The organism is Streptomyces sp. NPDC060031 (assembly GCF_042736805.1).
Classification (GTDB): Bacteria; Actinomycetota; Actinomycetes; order Streptomycetales; family Streptomycetaceae; genus Streptomyces.
Window position 1 is genome coordinate 22,923 of sequence record NZ_JBHWVM010000033.1, and the last position, 18,606, is coordinate 41,528.

Here is an 18,606-nt window from a genome sequence, read left to right on the forward strand (position 1 = left end):
GCGGTCGTCTCGGGGGGCGTGCCGCGTTTCCTGCCCCCCCCCACCCCCCCCGGCCCGTTGGGGCGGGCCCCGGTGCCCGGTAACCGGCCCAGGTGTGGTTGGGGGCTGGGCCCCCCCGCCCCCCCCCTTCCCTTCGTCTCCTCCTACGCGAGCCGGGCGGCGAACCGCTCGGGCCGGAAGGCCGCCGCCAGCGGCGACGGCTCGCCCAGCACCTCCCGGGCGACGATCTCCCCCAGGACGGGCGCCAGGGTCAGGCCGCTGTGCGTGACGACCACGTACAGCGAGCCGACCCCCGGCACCCACCCGAGCACGCTCATCCCGTCCGCCGGCATCGGCCGTACGCCGACGTACGCGGACTCCACCTCGACCCCCGTGCCGGCGCCGGGCAGCACCCCGTCCAGCCGCTCCAGCACGCGCAGCGCGGCGCTTCGGCCCTGTTCGGCCAAGTCACCTCGGCCCGGCACCAGTTCCTCGTCCACGTCGTGGCAGTGCAGCACCAGCCGGCCGCCGCTGTGCGGCCGGATGCTCAGGTCCGGGGCGTGCAGCACGCGCTCCACCGGCGCCGGCGCCCGCACCGCGGAGGTGCGTACCAGCAGGCCCAGGGTGAGCGTGCCCTCGTCCCCCGGCTCCACCAGCGGTACGTCGGCGCCCACCCGGGCGAGCAGTTCGCGGGTGCCGCGCCCGGCGCAGGTGACGACGGCGTCCGCCTCGATCCGCTCCCCGGAGGCCAGTACGACTCCGCGCACCGGGTCCGCGCCGACGAAGCCCGCGACCGGATCGCCCGTACGGATCTCCACGCCCGCGCGGCGGCAGCGCGCCTGCACGGCGGCCACGAACCGGTCGCTGATCACGTGCGCGTCGGCCGGGTAGTAGAGGAGCGGGCCGTGCAGGGCGTCCAGGGCGAGCCCCGGCTGGAGTTCGCGCGACGCGCGCTCGGCGTCGAACTCCTCGACGGGGTAGTTGCGTTCGCGGTAGCCAGCGGCGACGGCGGCCAAGCGGTCGGCTCCGGCGGCCGTGTCCGCCCAGTGCAGGTTGCCGCGCCGGAACAGCCAGGGTTCGCCCTCGGTCCGGGCGGCGAGCCGCTCGTGGGCGTCCAGGCTCTCCGCGGTGAGGGCGAAGTAGGCGTCGGACCCGTTGTCCACGGCGTTCACCCAGCCGAAGCCGTGTGCGGACAGGCCCGTACCGGGGTCCTGGCCGTCCACCAGGATGACGGAGACTCCCTGTTCGGCGAGGTTCAGGGCCACGCAGCCGCCGATCGAACCGGCGCCGACCACCACGGCCCTCATCGCGCCGCCCCGCCGTTCTTTCCGAGGGCGGTCCCGCACAGGTAGCCGCCGACCAGCGCGGGCCCGAGGGTGCCGCCTGAGCCGGGGTAGCCCGGTCCCATCGGCGCCGCCGAGACGTTGCCGCAGGCGTACAGGCCCGGGATCGGGGTGTCGTCGTGCCGCAGCACCCGGCCGCCGACGTCGGTGACCACGCCCCCCTTGGTGCCGAGCATGCCGGGCTCGACCCGGACGGCGTAGAACGGCGCCTGCTCCAGCGGGGCCAGGCAGGGGTTCGGGCCGTGCCGCTCGTCCCCGTAGTAGCGGTCGTGACTGGTGGTGCCGCGGCCGAACTCGGGATCCTCGCCGCGGGCCGCGTGCAGGTTGAAGGCCGCGAGGGTGGCGGTCAGCCCCTCCTCGTCGACGCCCAGGCGCCGGGCCAGCTCGGCGGGCGAGTCCCCGCGCTCGTACCAGTCCGGTACGGGGTCCGAGGGCTGCACGGAGGTGATCGGGTAGCGCCGGCGGAACGCCTCGTCGAAGACCAGCCAGGCGGGGGCGTTCGGGTACGCGTGCCGGGTGGGGTCGAAGGTCAGGAAGGCCTTGGTGACGTCGTTGTAGTTGACGGCCTCGTTGACGAAGCGGCGGCCCTGCCGGTTCACGATGACCGACCCGGGCAGGCAGCGCTCGCCCACCAGGTGCCGGGTGAGCTGCGATCCGTCGTACTCGGCGCCGGGCGCGCTCACCGTGGGGACCCACCAGGCCTGCGACATGCCGTCCACCGCCGCCCCGGCCTCCAGGGCCATCAGCAGCCCGTCGCCGTGGTTCCACGGCGGGCTGACCGGACGGGTGCCGGCCACCCCGAGGTGCGCCCGCTTGAGCCGCTCGTCCCACTCGAAGCCGCCGCTGGCCAGGACCACGCCGGCGCTCGCCCGGTACTCGACCGGGCCGTGGGGGGTCTGCGCCCGGACCCCCGCCACCCTGCCGTCCTCGATCAGCAGTCCGCGGACCCGTACGCCGGTCTCGAAGGACACCCCGCGCTCGTCGCAGGCCGCGACGAGGCCCGCCACCAGCGCGGCGCCGACGGTCAGCACGCCCTCGGCCTTGCGGCGGGAGACGAGCTCGTGGTCGTAGAGCTCCGGGGAGTGCCAGCGGTGGCGTTCGTCGTAGGTGACGGCGTCGAAATGACTGCCGCGCCGGATCCGGTCCACCAGGCCCGGCCGGTCGGCGGTCGGGAAGGGGACGTTGTCCAGGGTGCGGCCCACGTCGCGGGCGCCCGGCCAGTCCGAGTGGTAGTCGGGCCGGTCGATGGGGAAGAACCGCACCGGGGTCTCGGCGTGCAGGTAGTCGACCACCTCCGGGGCGGTCTCGACGTACTGCTCCAGGCGCCACGGCTCGACGGCGCCCTCGGTGACGAGCTCCAGGTAGCGCAGGGCGTCCTCGGGAGAGTCGGGCATGCCGTGCTCGCGCATCACGGAACTGTTCGGAACCCAGACCATGCCGCCCGATACGGCGGTCGTACCGCCCAGCACCGGCGTGCGCTCAAGGACGAGCACCCGCCGTCCGCCGTCGGCGGCCCTGCACGCCGCGAGCAGTCCGGCGCCGCCGGAGCCGATCACAATGGTGTCGATTTCGTGGTCTCGCACGGAAGCCAATTCCCTCGAATTCCCGGTGGTGGAAGTGCAGATGACGGTGGAAGGGAAGCCGCCCCGCGGCGCGGACCCGGCGCTATGACGGACGCCGGGTCCGCGCCGCGGGACGACGGGCTCAGAGCAGCCGGCCGGGCTTGTAGCCCACGCCGTCCGGGTAGCGGCCCGCGACCGCGTCGATCCGCGCCACGAGCGCCGTGACCTGCTCGGCCGCCGCTCCCGTGAACCCGATGCGGTCGGCCAGCAGTTCGTCGAGCTCCGCCCGGTCGAGCGGGAAGCGCTCGTCCGCCGCGAGGCGGTCCAGCAGGCGGTTGTCGGCGCCGTCGGAACGCATGTCGAGGGCCGAGCCGACCGCGTGCTCCTTGATGACCTCGTGAGCGGCCTCCCGGCCCACGCCCCGGCGCACGGCCGCCATCAGCATCTTCGTCGTCGCCAGGAAGGGCAGGTACCGCTCCAGCTCCGCCTCGATCATCGACGGGAAGACCTCGAACTCGTCCAGCACCGTCAGCAGGGTCTCCAGCAGCCCGTCCAGGGCGAAGAACGCGTCGGGCAGCGCGACCCGGCGCACCACCGAGCAGGACACGTCGCCCTCGTTCCACTGGTCGCCCGACAGCTCGGCGGCCATCGACGCGAAACCGCGCAGGACGATCATCAGCCCGTTGATCCGCTCGCACGAACGGGAGTTCATCTTGTGCGGCATGGCCGAGGAACCGACCTGGCCCTCCGCGAAGCCCTCGGTGACCAGCTCGTCGCCGGCCATCAGCCGGATCGAGCGGGCCAGCGAGGAGGGACCGGCGGCCAGCTGCACCAGCAGGCTCAGCACCTCGTAGTCCAGCGAGCGCGGGTAGACCTGGCCCACGCTGGTGAAGCGGTGGGCGAAGCCGAGGTGTGCCGCGATGCGGTCCTCCAGCTCCACCAGCCGGCCGCGGTCGCCGCCGAGCAGGTCGAGCATGTCCTGCGCGGTGCCCACCGGGCCCTTGATGCCCCGCATCGGGTAGCGGCCGACCAGCTCGTCCAGCCGCCCGAAGGCCACCAGCACCTCTTCCGCCACGGTGGCGAAGCGCTTGCCCAGCGTCGTGGTCTGCGCCGCCACGTTGTGCGAACGGGCCGCCATGACCTGGTCCGAGTGCTGCGCGGCCAGCCGGCCGAGCCGCGTGAGCAGCGCGACGGCCCGGTCCCGCACCAGCACGAGGCTGTCGCGGATCTGGAGCTGCTCGACGTTCTCGGTCAGATCGCGCGAGGTCATGCCCTTGTGGATGTGCTCGTGGCCCGCGAGGGCGTTGAACTCCTCGATCCGGGCCTTCACGTCGTGGCGGGTGACCTGCTCCCGCTCGGCGATGGAGTCCAGGTCGATCTCGTCGACGACCCGCTCGTAGTCGGCTATCGCCTGCGCGGGCACGTCGATGCCCAGCTCCCGCTGCGCGGTGAGCACCGCCAGCCACAGCCGGCGCTCCAGCACGATCTTGTGCTCGTGCGACCAGAGTTCGACCAGTTCCTGCGAGGCGTAGCGGGCCGCCAGTACATCCGGGATGTTCGCGTTCATCGCACTGCTTTCCGAGTCGGATCGATGTCAGTGGTGCTGATTCCGTCGTTGTTCGCCTTGGTGAACCAGAAGTCCCTGATCAGCCCGCGGCGACGCAGCTCCTCGGCCCACACGGAGGCCGCCTGCGGCCGCTGCGTGAAGGCGAAGCAGGCCGGGCCGGTCACGCTGAGCGCGATCGCGTCGACCGAGGGTTCCGCGCGCCCCGCATCCAGCACGCTCGTCACCGCCTCGCCCTGGAACGCGATCTGCGCCTGCTTGAAGTGGCCGGTGAAGGTGATCTCGTCGACCGCGGCGCAGAAGGCCTCGTAGTCCTGCTCCAGGACCGCCGGGGCGAGCCCCATGAAGACCAGGTGCGAGGTGCGCCAGGACTCCTGCGGGGGGATCGGGGTGACCTTCTGGAACCAGTCCAGCTCCTCCTGGCCGCCCAGGTGCCGGCCGTTGGTGAGCAGGACGAGGACCGGCCAGTCGGGGAAGTCGAGCCTGACGACGGGCTTCGGCGGCGCGACCTCCCGGGCGAACCGGCTCGGGCGCAGGAAGTCCTGCGGCGCCCGGGCGAACTCCGGCGGGTTGCGGTGCCCGCCGTCCACGAGGAAGCCGCCGTACTCGGCGAGGCCGGTGCTCGCCCCCGAGGTCCGGCCGCGGCCGAGGATCCGCGCGAGCTCCCGCAGATCGGTCTTCTGCCCGCACAGCCGCCCGTACGCGTGCCCGATGGCGAGCAGGGTGTTGGTCTTGGAACCGAACCCGCTGTGCTGGGGCAGCGGTTCGGTGACGTCCACGCGGGCCGCGGGGCCGTCCCAGAGCCCGCGCAGCGTCTCGACGGCCGCGGCCACCTCCCGGGTGGTCTCCTCGGCCGTGCCGGTCACCACGGTGGTCCCGTCGGCGGCGGCCCGCACCTCGGCCGTCAGCCCGGGGCGGTCCACGGCCATGGCGGCGATGCCGTTGCGGCGCATCGAGGTGCCGTCCAGGCTGATGAGGGTGAAGCTCAGGCGGGCCGGGGCGGACACCCGCACGCCGCCGCGCCCCGTCACAGCCCGGTCCGCTCGCCGAGGGTGGCCCCCGTGGCCGCCACGAAGTCCCGTACCGCGGCCGACAGCCGCTCACGGGCGCCGTCGGACGGGGCGGTCCACAGCACGGTCAGCGCGGCGTACACCTCGCTGGTCGCGGCCACCGCGGCGGATCCCAGCGGGGCCGGCGGCGCCCACCGGTCGCGCGGCAGCCCCGCGCGGATGTTCTGCTGGACGAGCTCGCGCAGACCCGGGTGGAGGTGGCGCAGGAGCTCCTTACAGACCGGAACTCCGTCGTGGTAAAAGCGGTTCTCGTCAGGGGTGCCGGCGTGGTCGATGACCATCAGCTCGCCGTCCGCGTCGAACCCGTACTCGGCCTTGCCGTCGACGAGTTCCAGGCCGACCGACTCGCAGTGCGCCGTGAGGACCGGGGCCAGCGCCTGCGTCAGCTTCTCGATCCGGGCGATGTCCTGCGGGCCGACGCGGCCGACGGTCGCGGCCTCCTCCCGGGTGACGAAGCGGTCGGTCTCCTCGAACTTCGTGGTGAACTCGACCATCACCTCCGCCAGCCACGGGGAGCCGGGCTCGCGGCGGCCCGGCACCAGCGCCGGGTCCAGGCGCCCGGCCGCGACCCGCCGGTGCACCGAGGACTCCCGGGGCAGCGCGCCCCGGTAGACGACCTGGAGCGGGATCATGCCGCCCGGTCCCGTCCTCGCCCGGCGGCCCTCGAAGTCGATGTCGAGGAGCTTGATGCGGATGGCGTTGTCGGAGACCTGCTCGACGAAGTGCGTGGTGATCCCGGCGTCGGCCATCAGCCCGAACGACCGGACCGCCATGGCGCAGGAGGCCTTGCCCTTGCCCGGTATCTCGTCGGGCATGACGCCGAAATCGAAGACGGAGTATCGATCCGTGAACGTCAGGATCCCATCACCGGGCCGGCCGTCCGCGGGCGGTGTCAGTGTGTACAGATCCTTCGTGGACCAGCGCTTCATCGACTCTTCTCTCTGGATTGCGCCCCACAAGCGGCACGGTGGCTCCCAGAGTTGAAGACGATCTCGGCCTCCGGGATGTGACAACTCCGTCCGCCGCGCCCCGCCGTCACTCCGGCGCGGGCTCGAATCCGAAGGCCCTGCCGTACAGCTCCAGCTCGGTGCGCAGGGTCCGCCGCACCGTCTCCGCCTTGCGGAAGCCGTGCCCCTCGCCCTCGAAGGCCTCGTACGTGTAGGTCACGTCGCTGTCCTTCAGCCGCGCCAGCAGCAGTTCGGCCTGGCTCGGCGGGCAGATCGCGTCCTGCGTGCCCTGGAACAGCGCGAACGGGGCCCGGATGCGGGCGGCGCCGTGCAGCGGGGAGCGCCGCTCGTACAGTTCACGGCTCTCGGGCCACGGGCCGATCAGCGTCTGGGCGTACCGGGACTCGAAGTCGTGGGTCGTGCGCTGCCAGGTGTCCGCGTCCAGCACCGGGAAGTGGATCGCGGCGGCCCGGTAGAGCCCGGGCTCGGCGATGAGCGAGGCCGCGGCGGTCCAGCCGCCCGCGCTCGCCCCGCGGATCGCGATCCGCAGCGGGTCGGCGAGCCCTTCGGCCGCCAGCCCGCGGGCAGCCGTCGCGCAGTCGCGTACGTCGACCACGCCCCAGCCGCCGCGCAGCCGCTCCCGGTACGCCCTGCCGTAGCCGGTGGAGCCGCCGTACTGGACGTCCAGGACGCCTATGCCGCGGCTGGTGAAGTACGCGATGTGCGGGTGCGGGGTCATGTGGGTGCGGTTGGTGGGACCGCCGTGCGCCAGCACCACGTACGGGGGCAGCTCTCCCTCGGGGGCCCGGTACGCCGGGTGGTGCGGCGGGTAGACGTGCGCGTGCACCTCCTCGCCGCCGGGGCCCCGGTAGGTCCGCCGGTAGGGGGCGGGCGCGAGCTCGTGGTGCTCGTGGGCGGGTGCGCGCAGGGTCTCGATGCTGCCGTCGGCCGGGTCCACCAGCACCACGGTGGGCCGGTGGCCGGGACCGGCCGCCACGGCGGCGATCCGGCGGCCGTCGGTGGCGGGCGAGGTCCACTCGGTGTAGGGGCATTCGGCGCGGGGCCCGTCGGACAAGGGCCCTTCGGCGCGGGGCCCTTCGGCGCCGAGGGCGGTGAGTTCGCCGCCCGGGCCGAGGAGCCCGAGCCGGCGGCTGCCGGCGCCGTGGGTGACCGCGGTGCTCCCGTCGCGCAGGGGCAGGAACCAGCGGGTGCCGATCCGCCACAGCGCCTCGCCGAACTCCTCCTCCCGGGGGCAGAGGTTCTCGGCGTCTCCGCCGGTGGTGACCTCGTGGAGGTTCCACCAGCCGTCCGGGTCGGTGACCGCCAGCAGCCGGCCCGAGCCGTCGGTGGCCCACTCCGCCTGGGCGACCGCCTGCCCGGCGCCTCCGGTGGCCCGCACGGGCGGGCCGAGCAGGCCCTCGGGCGAGATTTCCGCGACCATGAGCTCGGAGCTGTCCCAGGGCATGTCGGGGTGGTTCCAGCCCAGCCAGGCGACGCGACGGCCGCCCGGCTCGATCCGCGGGCCCGTCATGAACGTGTGGCTCGCCGCCAGCACCCGTACGGAGCCGGGGTCCTCGGCGGCGCTGCCGTCGAGCGGCAGGGCCACCAGCTCGCGGGGCCCGCCCCGGGCCTCGCGCAGGCACCAGACCTCCGCGGCGAAGGCGGCGAAGTCCCCGTAGCGGTACGTGCCTTCCGGATCGTCCGGCGGGCTCAGCGGCTCGGGGCGCGTGCCCGGACACCACCGGTACACGCGCTGGTCGGCCCAGTGGGTGAACACGATGCCGTCGCCGAGGTGGCCGGACAGCGGGAGCCAGGGCCGGGCCCCGTACTCGCACAGACGGCTGCGCACGTCCCAGCCCGGCGGCAGCACCTCCTGGGGGGAGCCGTCCGGGCCCCGCCGCATCAGGGCGCCCCGTCCGCCGTCGTGGGCCAGGGGCTCGGTCCACCAGACCTCGCCGCCCACGAAGTCCAGCCACTCCGGCAGGGTCGCGCCGCGGGCCACGTCGCGGGCGCCGAGCGCCGAGCGCCAGCTCCCGTACGGCGCCTGTAACGGCTCGTCGTGCAGCATGCCTTCACCCCTCGTACGTCGTGTTGCGGTGTGTTGCGGTGCTCGGGGTCAGTCGAGCAGCAGGGCGACGAGCGCGGCGACCGCGTCCTCGTCGTTCGACGGCAGGACGAGGTCCGCGGCGAGCCGCACCTGCGCGGGCGCGTTCGCCGGTGCGGCCCCGAGGCCGGCCAGTCGCAGCATCGTCAGGTCGTTGAGGCCGTCTCCCACGGCCACCGCGGCCGGCGGTTCCAGCGCCAGCTCCGCGCAGATCCACTTGAGCGCCTCGGATTTGCCGGTGCCGGGCGGGACGAGCTCGACGAACGCCCCTCCCGAGGCGGTGGCCACCGCCCCGGGACCGACCACGCGCTGGACCCGCTCCACGACGGCCGCGTCACAGACCGTGCCCGTGTGCACGAGCACCTTCGGCACGGGCTGCTCCGGGAACGGCCCGGCCGCCCGCGCGCCACGGCGCTCGACGTGGTTCCAGTGCCGCGAGGCCTCCTGCGGGAAGGGGTCGATCGTGACGGTGCGGTCCACGAGGTCCAGCGCGCAGGACCAGCCGGCGGCGGCCGCCCCCACGGCCGCCACGAGCCGCCGTGCCTCCTCGGGCCCGAACCCGACCAGCCGCCGCGGGGCGGCGGCTCCCGGGCCGTGGATCACCGCTCCGTTGCTGTACGCCCAGTACGCCGACCCGGGCACCCGGGAGGACACCTCCCGCGCCACGTCGCGGCGCGGCCGGGCCGTGATGACGGCGAGGGCGAGGCCCGCGTCCCGTGCCCGCAGCAGTGCGGCGGACACGGCGTCCGTGACCCGGCCGTCCGAGTCGAGGAGCGTTCCGTCGAGGTCACAGGCGAGGAGCCGGTGGCGGCCGTGGCCCGTCACCGCGCTCATCCTGCCGCCGGGGCGGCCTCGGCGGGCTTGCGGCTCTCGGGCAGCCGGTGGCACAGCACCAGGAACCCGGTGCCCAGCAGGCAGCACAGCGCGGTCGCCGCGGCGGCCGGGCCGGGGCTGTAGACCTCCAGCACCAGGCCCGCGAGGGCCGAGCCGAGGGCGGTGCCCGTGGTGAGCAGCGTGATCAGCCAGGCGAAGGCCTCGGTGACCGTGCCCTCCGGGGCCAGCGCGTCGACCAGCGTGAAGGACACCACCAGCAGCGGTGACAGGAACAGGCCGGTCGACAGGCAGACGAGGGCCATCACCCCCGCCGGGGCCATGGTGGCGACCAGCAGGTACGTCACCGTGAGCCCGCCGCCGTAGAGCACGGCCTGCGCCGTCGGTGCCATCGGCCACTCGCGCCGGCCGTAGGCCACCGCGCCGATGAGCGCCCCGACGGCCGACAGCGCGAGGAGCGTGCCCGCGCCGCCCGTGACGTGCTCGCGCTCGGCGTACGCCACGGCCACGATGTTCAGTCCGCCGATGGCCGCGCCGGCCCCGGCCAGGCCGAGGAAGAGCATGACCAGGGCGCGGCTGCGCAAGGGGCCGAGCCAGTCGCGGGTGCCGGGCTGTCCGCGCCACTCCCGGGAGGGGCGCGAGCTGGCCATGATCAGGGTGCCGACCAGGCACAGGGCCGCGGACAGCACCACCGCGGCTTGCGGGCTGCCGAGCGCCACCGCGGCCGAGACGATCAACGGACCGCCGATGAAGACCAGTTCCTGCGCGGCGGCGTCCATGGAGAAGGCCCGCTGGAGGTTCTCCTGGCCGACCAGGCGCGGCCACAGGGTACGCAGGCACGGCTCCAGCGGCGGTGTCGCCGCCCCGGCCAGCACCGCGCCGGCCAGGACCAGCGCCCGGTTGGAGGGCCCGAGCGCGATGAGCACGGTGCCGCAGCTGGACAGCACGGCGGCGGCGACCAGGACGTCTCTCTGCCCCCATCGGTCCACCATGCGCCCGAGCGCGGGCCCCCCGACCGCCCCCGCCACGGCGAGCACCGCGGTCGCGAGCCCGACGAAGCGGAAGTCCGCGTCGTGCGCGCGCAGGGTGAGCGTCATGGCGAGGGCGGTCATCGCGGTCGGCAGCCGTCCGATCAGCGAGCCGCCCAGGGCGTGCGCAACGGACGGCCTGCGCAGCAGTGCCACATAGCTCACGTCGTCATCTCCTGATCAACGAATCGCAGAACCACGCCGGTTACGCCGACCTCGTTCAGGCGCAGTTCGATGTGCGCGAGGCCCGAGCGCCTGCGCGCGACCTGCTCGTGGCTGAGCGGGATCCACAGCCATCCGCTGTCCAGCCAGGCCAGTCCCACCGTCTCCTCGCCGCTGGCCGGCGGGATGGCGGGCAGGACGTGGTCGGGGATGTCCGGCACGTTGACCGCGCAGACACCGCCGTCGGAGGTGAAGCTCACCGCCGCGACCGCCTGGAAGTCGACGGAGTTTTCTCCCGACGATCCGCAGGATCCGGACCGCACGGGCACGGAGGCCAGTTCGGCCTCCAGCACACCGGTGACCGCGTTCCACTCGGTGACGAAGCTTTGCGGCGCCATCAGAACGCTCCCATCAGGTAGCAGATGAACTTCTGACTCACACGTGCTGGAGCCGGTCGAAGCCGACCGCCGGCGGGGTTCCCAGCCGCGCCGGCCGCAGTTCGACCTCTCCGAGGACGGTGTCGGCGGGGGCGGCGACCACCCACGACACCACTGACGCCACCGATTCGACGCTCATCTTGTGTTCGGAGAAGTCGTCGTCGAAATTGCGGATCGCGCCGGGGCTGAGCAGGGTCGTGCGGACGCCGTGGGGCCGCTCCTCCATCAGCAGCACCTCGGCGACGGACCGCAGGGCCGCCTTGGTCGCGCAGTACGCCAGCCCGCCCTCGAAGGGGCGCTCGCCCGCGTGCGAGCCCATCAGCACGATGTGCCCGCCGGCGGCCCGCAGGGCGGGCAGGGCCGCCTGGATGATGCGTACGTTGGAGGTCAGGTTGACGGCCACCGCGGCGTCCCAGTCCGCCGGGCTGAGCTCTTCGACCCTGCCGAGGCTGCGCGTGACCGCGTTCAGTACCAGCAGATCCAGCTCCGGTACGCCGTCCAGGACCGCCCGCGCCGCTTCGTACGCGGCCTGTCCGTCGGTGAGGTCGGCGCTGACGGGGTCGGTGTGGTCGTCACAGGAACGCCGGTTCAGGCAGCGGACGTGGAAGCCGTCCTCGGTGAGGCGGCCGCGGATGGCCCGGCCCGTGCCCCGGTTGGATCCCGTCACGAGCGCCTGGCGCTCACGCACGGGTGATGATCCCCATGAGCTCGGTCCACCGCTTGATGATCTCGTCACCCGAGGCGCCCTGCCGGAAGAGGTCCTTGTCGTAGCACTCGCCCTCCGCGGACCGCAGCCGCATGCAGTCGGGCGAGATCTCCGAGTTGATCACCACTCCGCGCTCCTTGTCGGGCGCGATGATCAGGCAGAAGTCCCAGAGGTCCAGGGGTTCCAGGAGCCTGCGCAGCACGGCGTTGCAGTGCTGCGCCGCCTCGTGGAACGCGTCGACGTCCAGGCCCAGCATCCTGAGGTAGTCCTCGCCGATCGGCTGGTCCTCGGGGTCGGTCCGGTAGTCGAACTTGACCACGGGCCGGTCCAGCAGCTGCCCCTCGGTGAACAGTCCGGGGTACTTGCGCATCGTCGAGCCCGTCGCGCGGTTCTTGACGATGACCTCGAACGGCGAGGAGGGCCGGTAGTCGGCCAGGTAGGACAGGGGGCCGGTCCGCTCGCGGAAGACCGTGTGCACGCCCTCGGCGGCCAGCTTGCCGGACACGTGCTCGTAGAAGTCGAGGCGCAGTTCGGCCGTTCCGTCGATCAGTTCGTCACGGTTGAAGGTGTGGCTGCGCAGGGAGGGGATCAGCTCGACCAGGCAGGTGTCGGAATCGACCAGCCAGACCTTCTTGCTGCGTCCTTCGATATCGGGCTGCCGGGACATCACATGGGAATGCACGCCTCAAGTCCATTCTGGTCCGCGACGCGGACCGGTGAGAAGGAAAAGGAAGGTGCCCGTCGGGGCAACCATGCAGAAACGTTTCTTTGATGGCCGGAATCCGGCATGGATCCGACCGGGATCCGGGCCCTCGCGCAAGGGGCGACTACACCGCGTCGGCGGCCAGCGCCCCGGGGCCCTGCACCTTGGCGGACACCAGCTTGCGCCGGCCCGAGAACAGCAGCAGCACCGTGACCGAGACGCCCAGGGCGCCGCACGCCGCGCCCCAGTGCTCGCTGGAGTGCTGGAGGACCCCGCCGGTGATCGCGGAGCCCAGGGAGGTGCCCGTGGCGAACAGCGTGATCAGCCAGGCGAACGCCTCGGTGACCGTGCCCTCCGGGGCCAGTTCGCCCACGAGCATGAAGGTGGTGGCGAGCAGAGGGGCCAGGAACAGCCCCGTCAGGACCATCAGCGGCCCCATCAGCGCCGGCGGCGGCAGCAGGATCAGAAGGGTGTACCCGGTCAGCAGCCCCAGGGCCAGCGACAGCGCCCGCCGCGGAAGCGGAGCCGCCCACTTGCGTGCCCCGTAGAGCAGTACGCCGACCAGCGACCCTCCCGCGTGCAGGGCCAGGAGGCCGGGCGCCCCGCCCGGGAATCCCTTCCGCTCCGCGTAGTGCACGACCAGGATGTTGAGGGTGCCGATGGCGAAGCCGACACCCGCCAGGCACACCAGCAGGAGGACCAGGCCCCGCTCACGCAGGGGCCCGAGCCAGTCCGTCGACCGGGCCTCGGTCCGCCAGCGCCGCGAGGGACCGGCGCTCGCGACCACCAGCACGCCCACGATGCCCAGTGCGGCCTGGGCCCAGAGCACCGCGGTGGGCGAGACCACGGCCACCGTGCCCGCCACCACGAGGGGCCCGGCCACGAAGACCAGCTCCTGTGCGCTGGAGTCCAGCGCGTACGCGGACTCCAGCTCTCGCGAGGGCACCAGGTCCGGCCACAGCGCGCGAAGGCAGGGCTCCAGCGGGGGCGTTGCCGCGCCCGCCAGCGCGGCGCCCACCAGGACCAGCGCGTGCCGCTCCGGCGCGATGGCGATGGTGATGAACCCGGCCGCCGCCAGGACGGCGGTCACGAGCAGGATCAGCGTCTGGCCCCGCCGGTCCACCGCGCGCCCCACGAGCGGCGCGCCGATCGCCGCCGAGATCGCGAAGGTTCCCGCCGTCACGCCGATGAAGCCGTACGAGGCGCCCGCGTCGCGCAGGGCCAGGGGTACGGCGAGCGCGGCCATGGCCGAGGGGAGCCGGCCCACCCAGCTCCCGGTGAGGAGCCGGAACACCGAGGGAAGCCGAAGGATGTGTAAGTAGGCCATGCGTGGTGGTCCCCATCTCGATGGGCGGAGTTGGATGTCAGTCGCCGGGCGGTCTCATCGAAGAGCGCCGCAAAGCGAGTGGTCAGGCACCCGGCGCCGTCCCGCCGTGCACGAAACTAAGATCACCCAGTAAGGGTTCTTCCGACCCGAGACCCCTGTCAAGGGCAGACTTGAGACAGGCTCGAGCCCTTGGCCGGAAGTACATGCCCCCCACATCCGTCCTGCGCGGCGCGGAAGTTGGGCGCGGGCGCGGCGCCGACCCCTTGCCACGCGGGTCCCCTGCCTGGAAACTGACGGATCGTCAGGTCGGTGCGAGGGAAGGAACCGGGGATGCAGACCATCTGGCTCGGCGGGCCCGAATGGGTCGCCGTTCTGCGGATCGGGCTCGGGCTGTGGTGGCTGGAGAGCTGGCGGCACAAGGACAAGAAGGACTGGTTCGGCGGCGGCGGCATCCGCTGGGCGGCCGGGGTCGCGGCCGAGCACCGATGGGCCTTCGTCACGCGCGGCTTCGACCTGGTGGTGAAGCCCCACCCGCGCTTCATGGCCTACCTCGTCGCCTATGCGGAACTGGCCCTCGGGCTCGGCCTCGTCGTCGGCTTCCTGACGCCGATAGCCCTGGTGGCGGGTCTGGTCCTGAACCTCGTCTACCTCGTGCTCATGATCCACGACTGGGGCGAGCAGGGGCAGAACCTGATGATGGCGCTGATCTCGGCCGTCGCCTTCTTCGCCATGGGCTGGCAGGTCTGGTCGCTGGACAACGCCATCGGCCTCTTCTGACCGCGCGGAACGCGAGAACGCGAGAACGCGAGGAGCGCGAGGAACGCGCCCTCAGCCCAGCGGGTTCGCCGCGATCCGGGCGGCCGCGCCGCCGGCGACGTACGCGGCCGCCGCGCAGGCGGGCTTGCGTACGGCCTGGTCCTCCACCAGCGCGAGGAAGGACGCGCCGAAGTCGCCCCGCGGATGCGCCGCGAGGAGGCCGGCGGTGAACGCCGGGTCGAAGTCCGCGACCCGCAGCCCCGAGACGTCCGCGCTCGTGCCGACCTGGAGCAGGTGGCTCTCCACGTCCTCGGCCGCCGTGACGTCGTCGCGCATGTGCAGCACGATGACCTCCTGCGCCCGCGCCCGCCGCTCCACCGGCCAGCCCAGCCCCGCCGTCAGGACGCGCGCGACGTGACCGCCCGCCTCCTCGAAGGGCAGGGTGTGGCTGTCGAAGGGCGCGGTCAGGCCGAGGTCGTGCAAAAGCGCGCTGACATAGAAGAGTTCCGCGTCGTACGCCAGCCCGTGCTGCTCCGCGTACCGCACGCCGAAGGCGTAGGAGCGCACGGAGTGGCCGAGCAGCACCGCGTCCGCGTACTCGGTGGCGATGTCCAGGGCGGCGCGCCCCGCCGGGGTGTCAAGAGTCCAAGTCATGAGGCGTCAGCGTAGGGGGCGCCGGGCGAAGTCCACCTCGGAGGGTTCCTGTTCGCCCGGCCACGCGAGCAGCCGGGCCGGCGCCGGCGGGGTCTCCGCGAGGACGGTGCCGCGCGAGACGACGTAGCGCGGGCGCACCTGGCGGCGGATCGCCTCCTCGGGGCTCGGCGCCGGGAGCAGGACGAAGGAGGCCGGGGCGCCCTCCGCGATCCCGTACTCCGCGCCCGACAGGCCGAGCACGCGCGCCGCGCGGTCCGTCACCATCGAGAACGCCGCCGGGATCTCGTCCGCGCCCGTGAGCTGGGCGGCGTAGACGCCGACGAGGGCGGTCTGCAGCGGGTTGCCGGTGCCGAGCGCGTTCCACGGGTCCATCACGTCGTCGTGCCCGAAGGCCACGTTGACCCCCGCCGCCAGCATCTCCTTGACCTGGGTCAGGCCCCGCCGCTTGGGGTAGGCGTCGAAGCGGCCCTGGAGGTTCAGGTTGGCGAAGGGGTTGGAGACCAGGTTGATCCCGGAGCGCGCCAGCAGCCGCTGGAGTTTGAAGCTGTAAGCGCCGCCGTAGGAGCCCATCGCCGTCGTGTGCGAGGCCGTCGCCCGCTCGCGCAGGCCCGAGCGCAGGGCGAGGGCCGCCAGCACCTCCACGAACCGGGACTGCTCGTCGTCGATCTCGTCGCAGTGGGCGTCCACCCGCAGCCCGTACTCCTCGGCCAGCGCGAAGGCCGTGCCCAGCGAGGCCACCCCGTCCTCGCGCGTGTCCTCGAAGTGCGGGATCGCGCCGACGACGTCGGCGCCGCGGACGATCGCCTCGCGCAGCAGCGCCTCGCCGTCCGGGAAGGAGGCGATGCCCTCCTGCGGGAAGGCCACGATCTGCAGGGTCATGACGTCCCGGACCCGGTCGCGGACCTCCAGCAGCGCGTCGAGCGCGGTGAGCGCCGGGTCGGTGACGTCGCAGTGGGTGCGCACGTGCAGCACGCCCTGGGCCGCCTGCCAGCGCAGCACCTCGGTGGCCCGCGCGATCACGTCCTCGCGGGTCAGGGTCCGCTTGCGCTCGCTCCAGCAGGCGATGCCCTCCCAGAGGGTGCCCGAGACGTTCGGCCGCGGTTCGCCCGCGGTCAGGGCGGTGTCGAGGTGGATGTGCGGCTCGACGAAGGGGGCGCTGAGCAGCCCGCCGCGGGCCTCGATCAGCACGCCCGTCGCCGGTGGTTCCTTCTGGTCGTCGTAGGGGACCACACGCGCGATCCGCCCGTCCTGCGCGACCTCGACGTCATGGAGGCCCCGGCTTCCGGGGCGGTCTTCGGTGTGCAGCAGCCGGGCGCCCCGGACGGTCATCCGCATGGCGCCACCCTACGCAGCGGGGGCTCAGCCGCGCTTGGACTGCGCCTTCTGCTGCATGCCCCGCGTCTTCGCGGCGTTCGAGTGCAGGTCCCTGACCGCGGCCTTGGCGCGTGCCTCGGCCGCCGTGTTCTTCGCCATCGCGCGCTCGGAATCCTGGTGGCCGTGCTGACCGGTACGAGCCTTCCTGGCCATGATCACTCCTCCTCGGAGGCGCCGGAACGATCGGCGTACGCACACCACCATGCACCCGTCCGGACCAGTCGGCATCCCGGCCCATCGGGTTACATAGGGCCTATGACTGACGCACACGCCATGCCCGACTGGGAAAAGCGGTTCAGGGCGCCGCGCGTAGGGCTGCCCGACTGGGCCGAGGACGCCCCGGACCGTTCGCTCTTCGTCTCCAACGCGACCGGGACCTACGAGCTCTACGCCTGGGACCGCGCCACCGGCGCGCAGCGGCAGGCCACCGACCGCCCCAACGGCACCACCGACGGCGCCCTCTCCCCCGACGGCGAGTGGATCTGGTGGTTCTCCGACACCGACGGCGACGAGTTCGGCACCTGGGTGCGCCAGCCCTTCGCGGGCGGCCCCGACGAGCCGGCCACCCCCGGGCTGGAGCCCTCGTACCCCGCCGGGCTCGCCATCGGCCGGGACGGCACGGCGGTCGTCGGCCGCTCCACCGACGAGGACGGGTCCACGATCCACGTCGTACCGGCCGACGGCAGCGCGCCCGTCGTCGTCTACCGGCACCGGGAGTCGGCCGGCGTGGGCGACCTGTCGCACGACGGGACCCTGATCGCCGTCGAGCACACCGAACACGGCGACGCCATGCACTGCTCCCTGCGCGTGCTGACCCTCGACGGCAAGACCGTCGCCGAGCTGGACGACTCCAAGGGCGGCACCGAGGAGCTCGGCCTGGAGGTGCTCGGCTTCGCCCCGGTCGCGGGCGACACCCGGCTCCTGATCGGCCACCAGCGGCGCGGCCGGTGGGAGCCGATGGTGTGGGACGTGGCCACCGGCGCCCAGGAGGAGCTGGCGGTCGAGCTGCCGGGCGATGTCAGCGCCGAGTGGTACCCGGACGGTTCCGCGCTGCTGATCGCGCACAGCCACGAGGCCCGCAGCGAGCTGTGGCGCTACGACCTGGCCGCCCGGGGCCTGCTGCGGCTGGACACCCCGCCGGGAACGGTGTCGGGCGCCACGGCGCGGCCCGACGGATCGGTGGAGTACCAGTGGTCCTCGGCGGCCGAGCCCTCGGCGCTGCGGTCGACCGCGGGCGGGGTCGTACTGGACCCGCCCGGCTTCAGGGCGCCCGGCTCGGTGCCGGTGGAGGACGTGTGGGTGGAGGGCCCCGGCGGGCGGATCCACGCGCTCGCGCAGCGGCCCGTGGGCCACGGCGACGGCCCCTTCCCGACGATCTTCGAGGTGCACGGCGGGCCCACCTGGCACGACAGCGACGCCTTCGCGGCGGGCCCGGCGGCCTGGCTGGACCACGGCTTCGCGGTGGTCCGGGTGAACTACCGGGGCTCGACCGGGTACGGGCGCGAGTGGACCGACGCGCTCAAGCACCGGGTCGGCCTGATCGAGCTGGAGGACATCGGGGCGGTCCGCGCGTGGGCCGTCGCGAGCGGCCTCGCGGATCCGGCGCGCCTCGTCCTGTCGGGCGGCTCGTGGGGCGGCTACCTGACGCTCCTGGGCATCGGCATGCAGCCCGAGGACTGGGCGGTGGGGCTGGCCGCCGTGCCGGTCGCCGACTACGTGACGGCCTACCACGACGAGATGGAGGCCCTGAAGTCCCTGGACCGCACGCTCTTCGGCGGCACGCCGCAGGAGGTCCCGGAGCGCTTCGAGGTGTCCTCGCCGCTGACCTACGTCGACGCGGTCAAGGCCCCCGTGCACATCGCGGCGGGCGTCAACGACCCGCGCTGCCCGATCCGGCAGATCGACAACTACGTGGACCGGCTGGCGGCGCGCGGAGCGGTGCACGAGGTGTACCGCTACGACGCCGGGCACGGCTCGCTGGTCGTGGAGGAGCGGATCAAGCAGGTCCGGATGGAACTGGACTTCGCCCTGAAGCACCTGCCGGCCTGACCCAGCGGAA

At 73.4% G+C, this 18,606-nt stretch carries 17 protein-coding genes; 2 read left to right on the forward strand and 15 right to left on the reverse strand.

All coding sequences use genetic code 11. The features are described 5' to 3' along the window. Positions 1-143: 143 nt before the first annotated feature. The 12 genes from ACFWB8_RS17015 to ACFWB8_RS17070 form a co-directional block, all read right to left on the reverse strand. The gene (locus tag ACFWB8_RS17015; RefSeq protein WP_385226768.1) at positions 144-1,286 is read right to left on the reverse strand and encodes an NAD(P)/FAD-dependent oxidoreductase; all 1,143 of its coding nucleotides are present in this window, start codon (positions 1,284-1,286) and stop codon (positions 144-146) included. Continuing rightward, positions 1,283-2,905 (reverse strand): FAD-dependent oxidoreductase, encoded by a 1,623-nt coding sequence (locus ACFWB8_RS17020; RefSeq protein ID WP_385226770.1) that lies wholly within the window; start codon positions 2,903-2,905, stop codon positions 1,283-1,285. The genes ACFWB8_RS17015 and ACFWB8_RS17020 overlap by 4 nt, the downstream gene beginning before the upstream one ends. Before the next feature lie 121 nt (positions 2,906-3,026). After that, complete coding sequence (gene purB / locus ACFWB8_RS17025) at positions 3,027-4,451, reverse strand: adenylosuccinate lyase (protein WP_385226772.1); 1,425 nt, start codon at positions 4,449-4,451, stop codon at positions 3,027-3,029. After that, positions 4,448-5,479 (reverse strand): beta-ribofuranosylaminobenzene 5'-phosphate synthase family protein, encoded by a 1,032-nt coding sequence (locus tag ACFWB8_RS17030; protein WP_385226774.1) that lies wholly within the window; start codon positions 5,477-5,479, stop codon positions 4,448-4,450. Before ACFWB8_RS17030 ends, purB begins: the two co-directional genes overlap by 4 nt. Continuing rightward, a complete protein-coding gene (locus ACFWB8_RS17035) occupies positions 5,476-6,447 on the reverse strand; it encodes a phosphoribosylaminoimidazolesuccinocarboxamide synthase (protein WP_385226776.1) in 972 nt (323 codons plus the stop codon). The genes ACFWB8_RS17030 and ACFWB8_RS17035 overlap by 4 nt, the downstream gene beginning before the upstream one ends. A gap of 106 nt (positions 6,448-6,553) precedes the next feature. Next, the gene (locus ACFWB8_RS17040; RefSeq protein ID WP_385226778.1) at positions 6,554-8,533 is read right to left on the reverse strand and encodes an alpha/beta hydrolase family protein; all 1,980 of its coding nucleotides are present in this window, start codon (positions 8,531-8,533) and stop codon (positions 6,554-6,556) included. 48 nt (positions 8,534-8,581) lie between these two features. Then, complete coding sequence (locus ACFWB8_RS17045) at positions 8,582-9,394, reverse strand: HAD family hydrolase (RefSeq protein WP_385226780.1); 813 nt, start codon at positions 9,392-9,394, stop codon at positions 8,582-8,584. Positions 9,395-9,399: 5 nt separating this feature from the next. Continuing rightward, entirely contained in the window at positions 9,400-10,593 is a 1,194-nt protein-coding gene (locus ACFWB8_RS17050) for an MFS transporter (protein WP_385226782.1), read from the reverse strand. Next, positions 10,590-10,988, reverse strand: coding sequence for a hypothetical protein (locus ACFWB8_RS17055; RefSeq protein ID WP_385226784.1), 399 nt, complete (start codon positions 10,986-10,988; stop codon positions 10,590-10,592). Before ACFWB8_RS17055 ends, ACFWB8_RS17050 begins: the two co-directional genes overlap by 4 nt. Before the next feature lie 37 nt (positions 10,989-11,025). Further along, positions 11,026-11,715 carry an SDR family oxidoreductase gene (locus ACFWB8_RS17060; RefSeq protein ID WP_385226786.1) on the reverse strand — a complete coding sequence of 230 codons (690 nt, stop codon included), beginning with the start codon at positions 11,713-11,715 and terminating at the stop codon, positions 11,026-11,028. Next, positions 11,708-12,415 carry a phosphoribosylaminoimidazolesuccinocarboxamide synthase gene (locus tag ACFWB8_RS17065; RefSeq protein WP_385226788.1) on the reverse strand — a complete coding sequence of 236 codons (708 nt, stop codon included), beginning with the start codon at positions 12,413-12,415 and terminating at the stop codon, positions 11,708-11,710. The genes ACFWB8_RS17060 and ACFWB8_RS17065 overlap by 8 nt, the downstream gene beginning before the upstream one ends. A gap of 145 nt (positions 12,416-12,560) precedes the next feature. Then, on the reverse strand, positions 12,561-13,763 hold the full coding sequence (locus ACFWB8_RS17070) for an MFS transporter (protein ID WP_385226790.1): 1,203 nt from the start codon (positions 13,761-13,763) through the stop codon (positions 12,561-12,563). A 330-nt stretch (positions 13,764-14,093) separates the two neighbouring features. On the opposite strand from ACFWB8_RS17070, the gene ACFWB8_RS17075 reads away from it, so the two are divergent. Then, complete coding sequence (locus ACFWB8_RS17075; protein ID WP_385226792.1) at positions 14,094-14,540, forward strand: DoxX family membrane protein; 447 nt, start codon at positions 14,094-14,096, stop codon at positions 14,538-14,540. 51 nt (positions 14,541-14,591) lie between these two features. On the opposite strand, the gene ACFWB8_RS17080 is transcribed toward ACFWB8_RS17075, so the two are convergent. The 3 genes from ACFWB8_RS17080 to ACFWB8_RS17090 are packed head-to-tail and all read right to left on the reverse strand — an operon-like array spanning position 14,592 to position 16,700. Next, a complete protein-coding gene (locus tag ACFWB8_RS17080) occupies positions 14,592-15,173 on the reverse strand; it encodes an HD domain-containing protein (protein WP_385226794.1) in 582 nt (193 codons plus the stop codon). A gap of 6 nt (positions 15,174-15,179) precedes the next feature. Continuing rightward, positions 15,180-16,508 carry a cytosine deaminase gene (gene codA / locus ACFWB8_RS17085; protein WP_385226796.1) on the reverse strand — a complete coding sequence of 443 codons (1,329 nt, stop codon included), beginning with the start codon at positions 16,506-16,508 and terminating at the stop codon, positions 15,180-15,182. Between the two features lie 24 nt (positions 16,509-16,532). Further along, on the reverse strand, positions 16,533-16,700 hold the full coding sequence (locus ACFWB8_RS17090) for a hypothetical protein (RefSeq protein ID WP_385226798.1): 168 nt from the start codon (positions 16,698-16,700) through the stop codon (positions 16,533-16,535). 102 nt (positions 16,701-16,802) lie between these two features. Here ACFWB8_RS17090 and ACFWB8_RS17095 point away from each other — a divergent pair, with 102 nt between their 5' ends. Then, entirely contained in the window at positions 16,803-18,596 is a 1,794-nt protein-coding gene (locus tag ACFWB8_RS17095) for a prolyl oligopeptidase family serine peptidase (protein WP_385226800.1), read from the forward strand. Positions 18,597-18,606 lie beyond the last annotated feature (10 nt).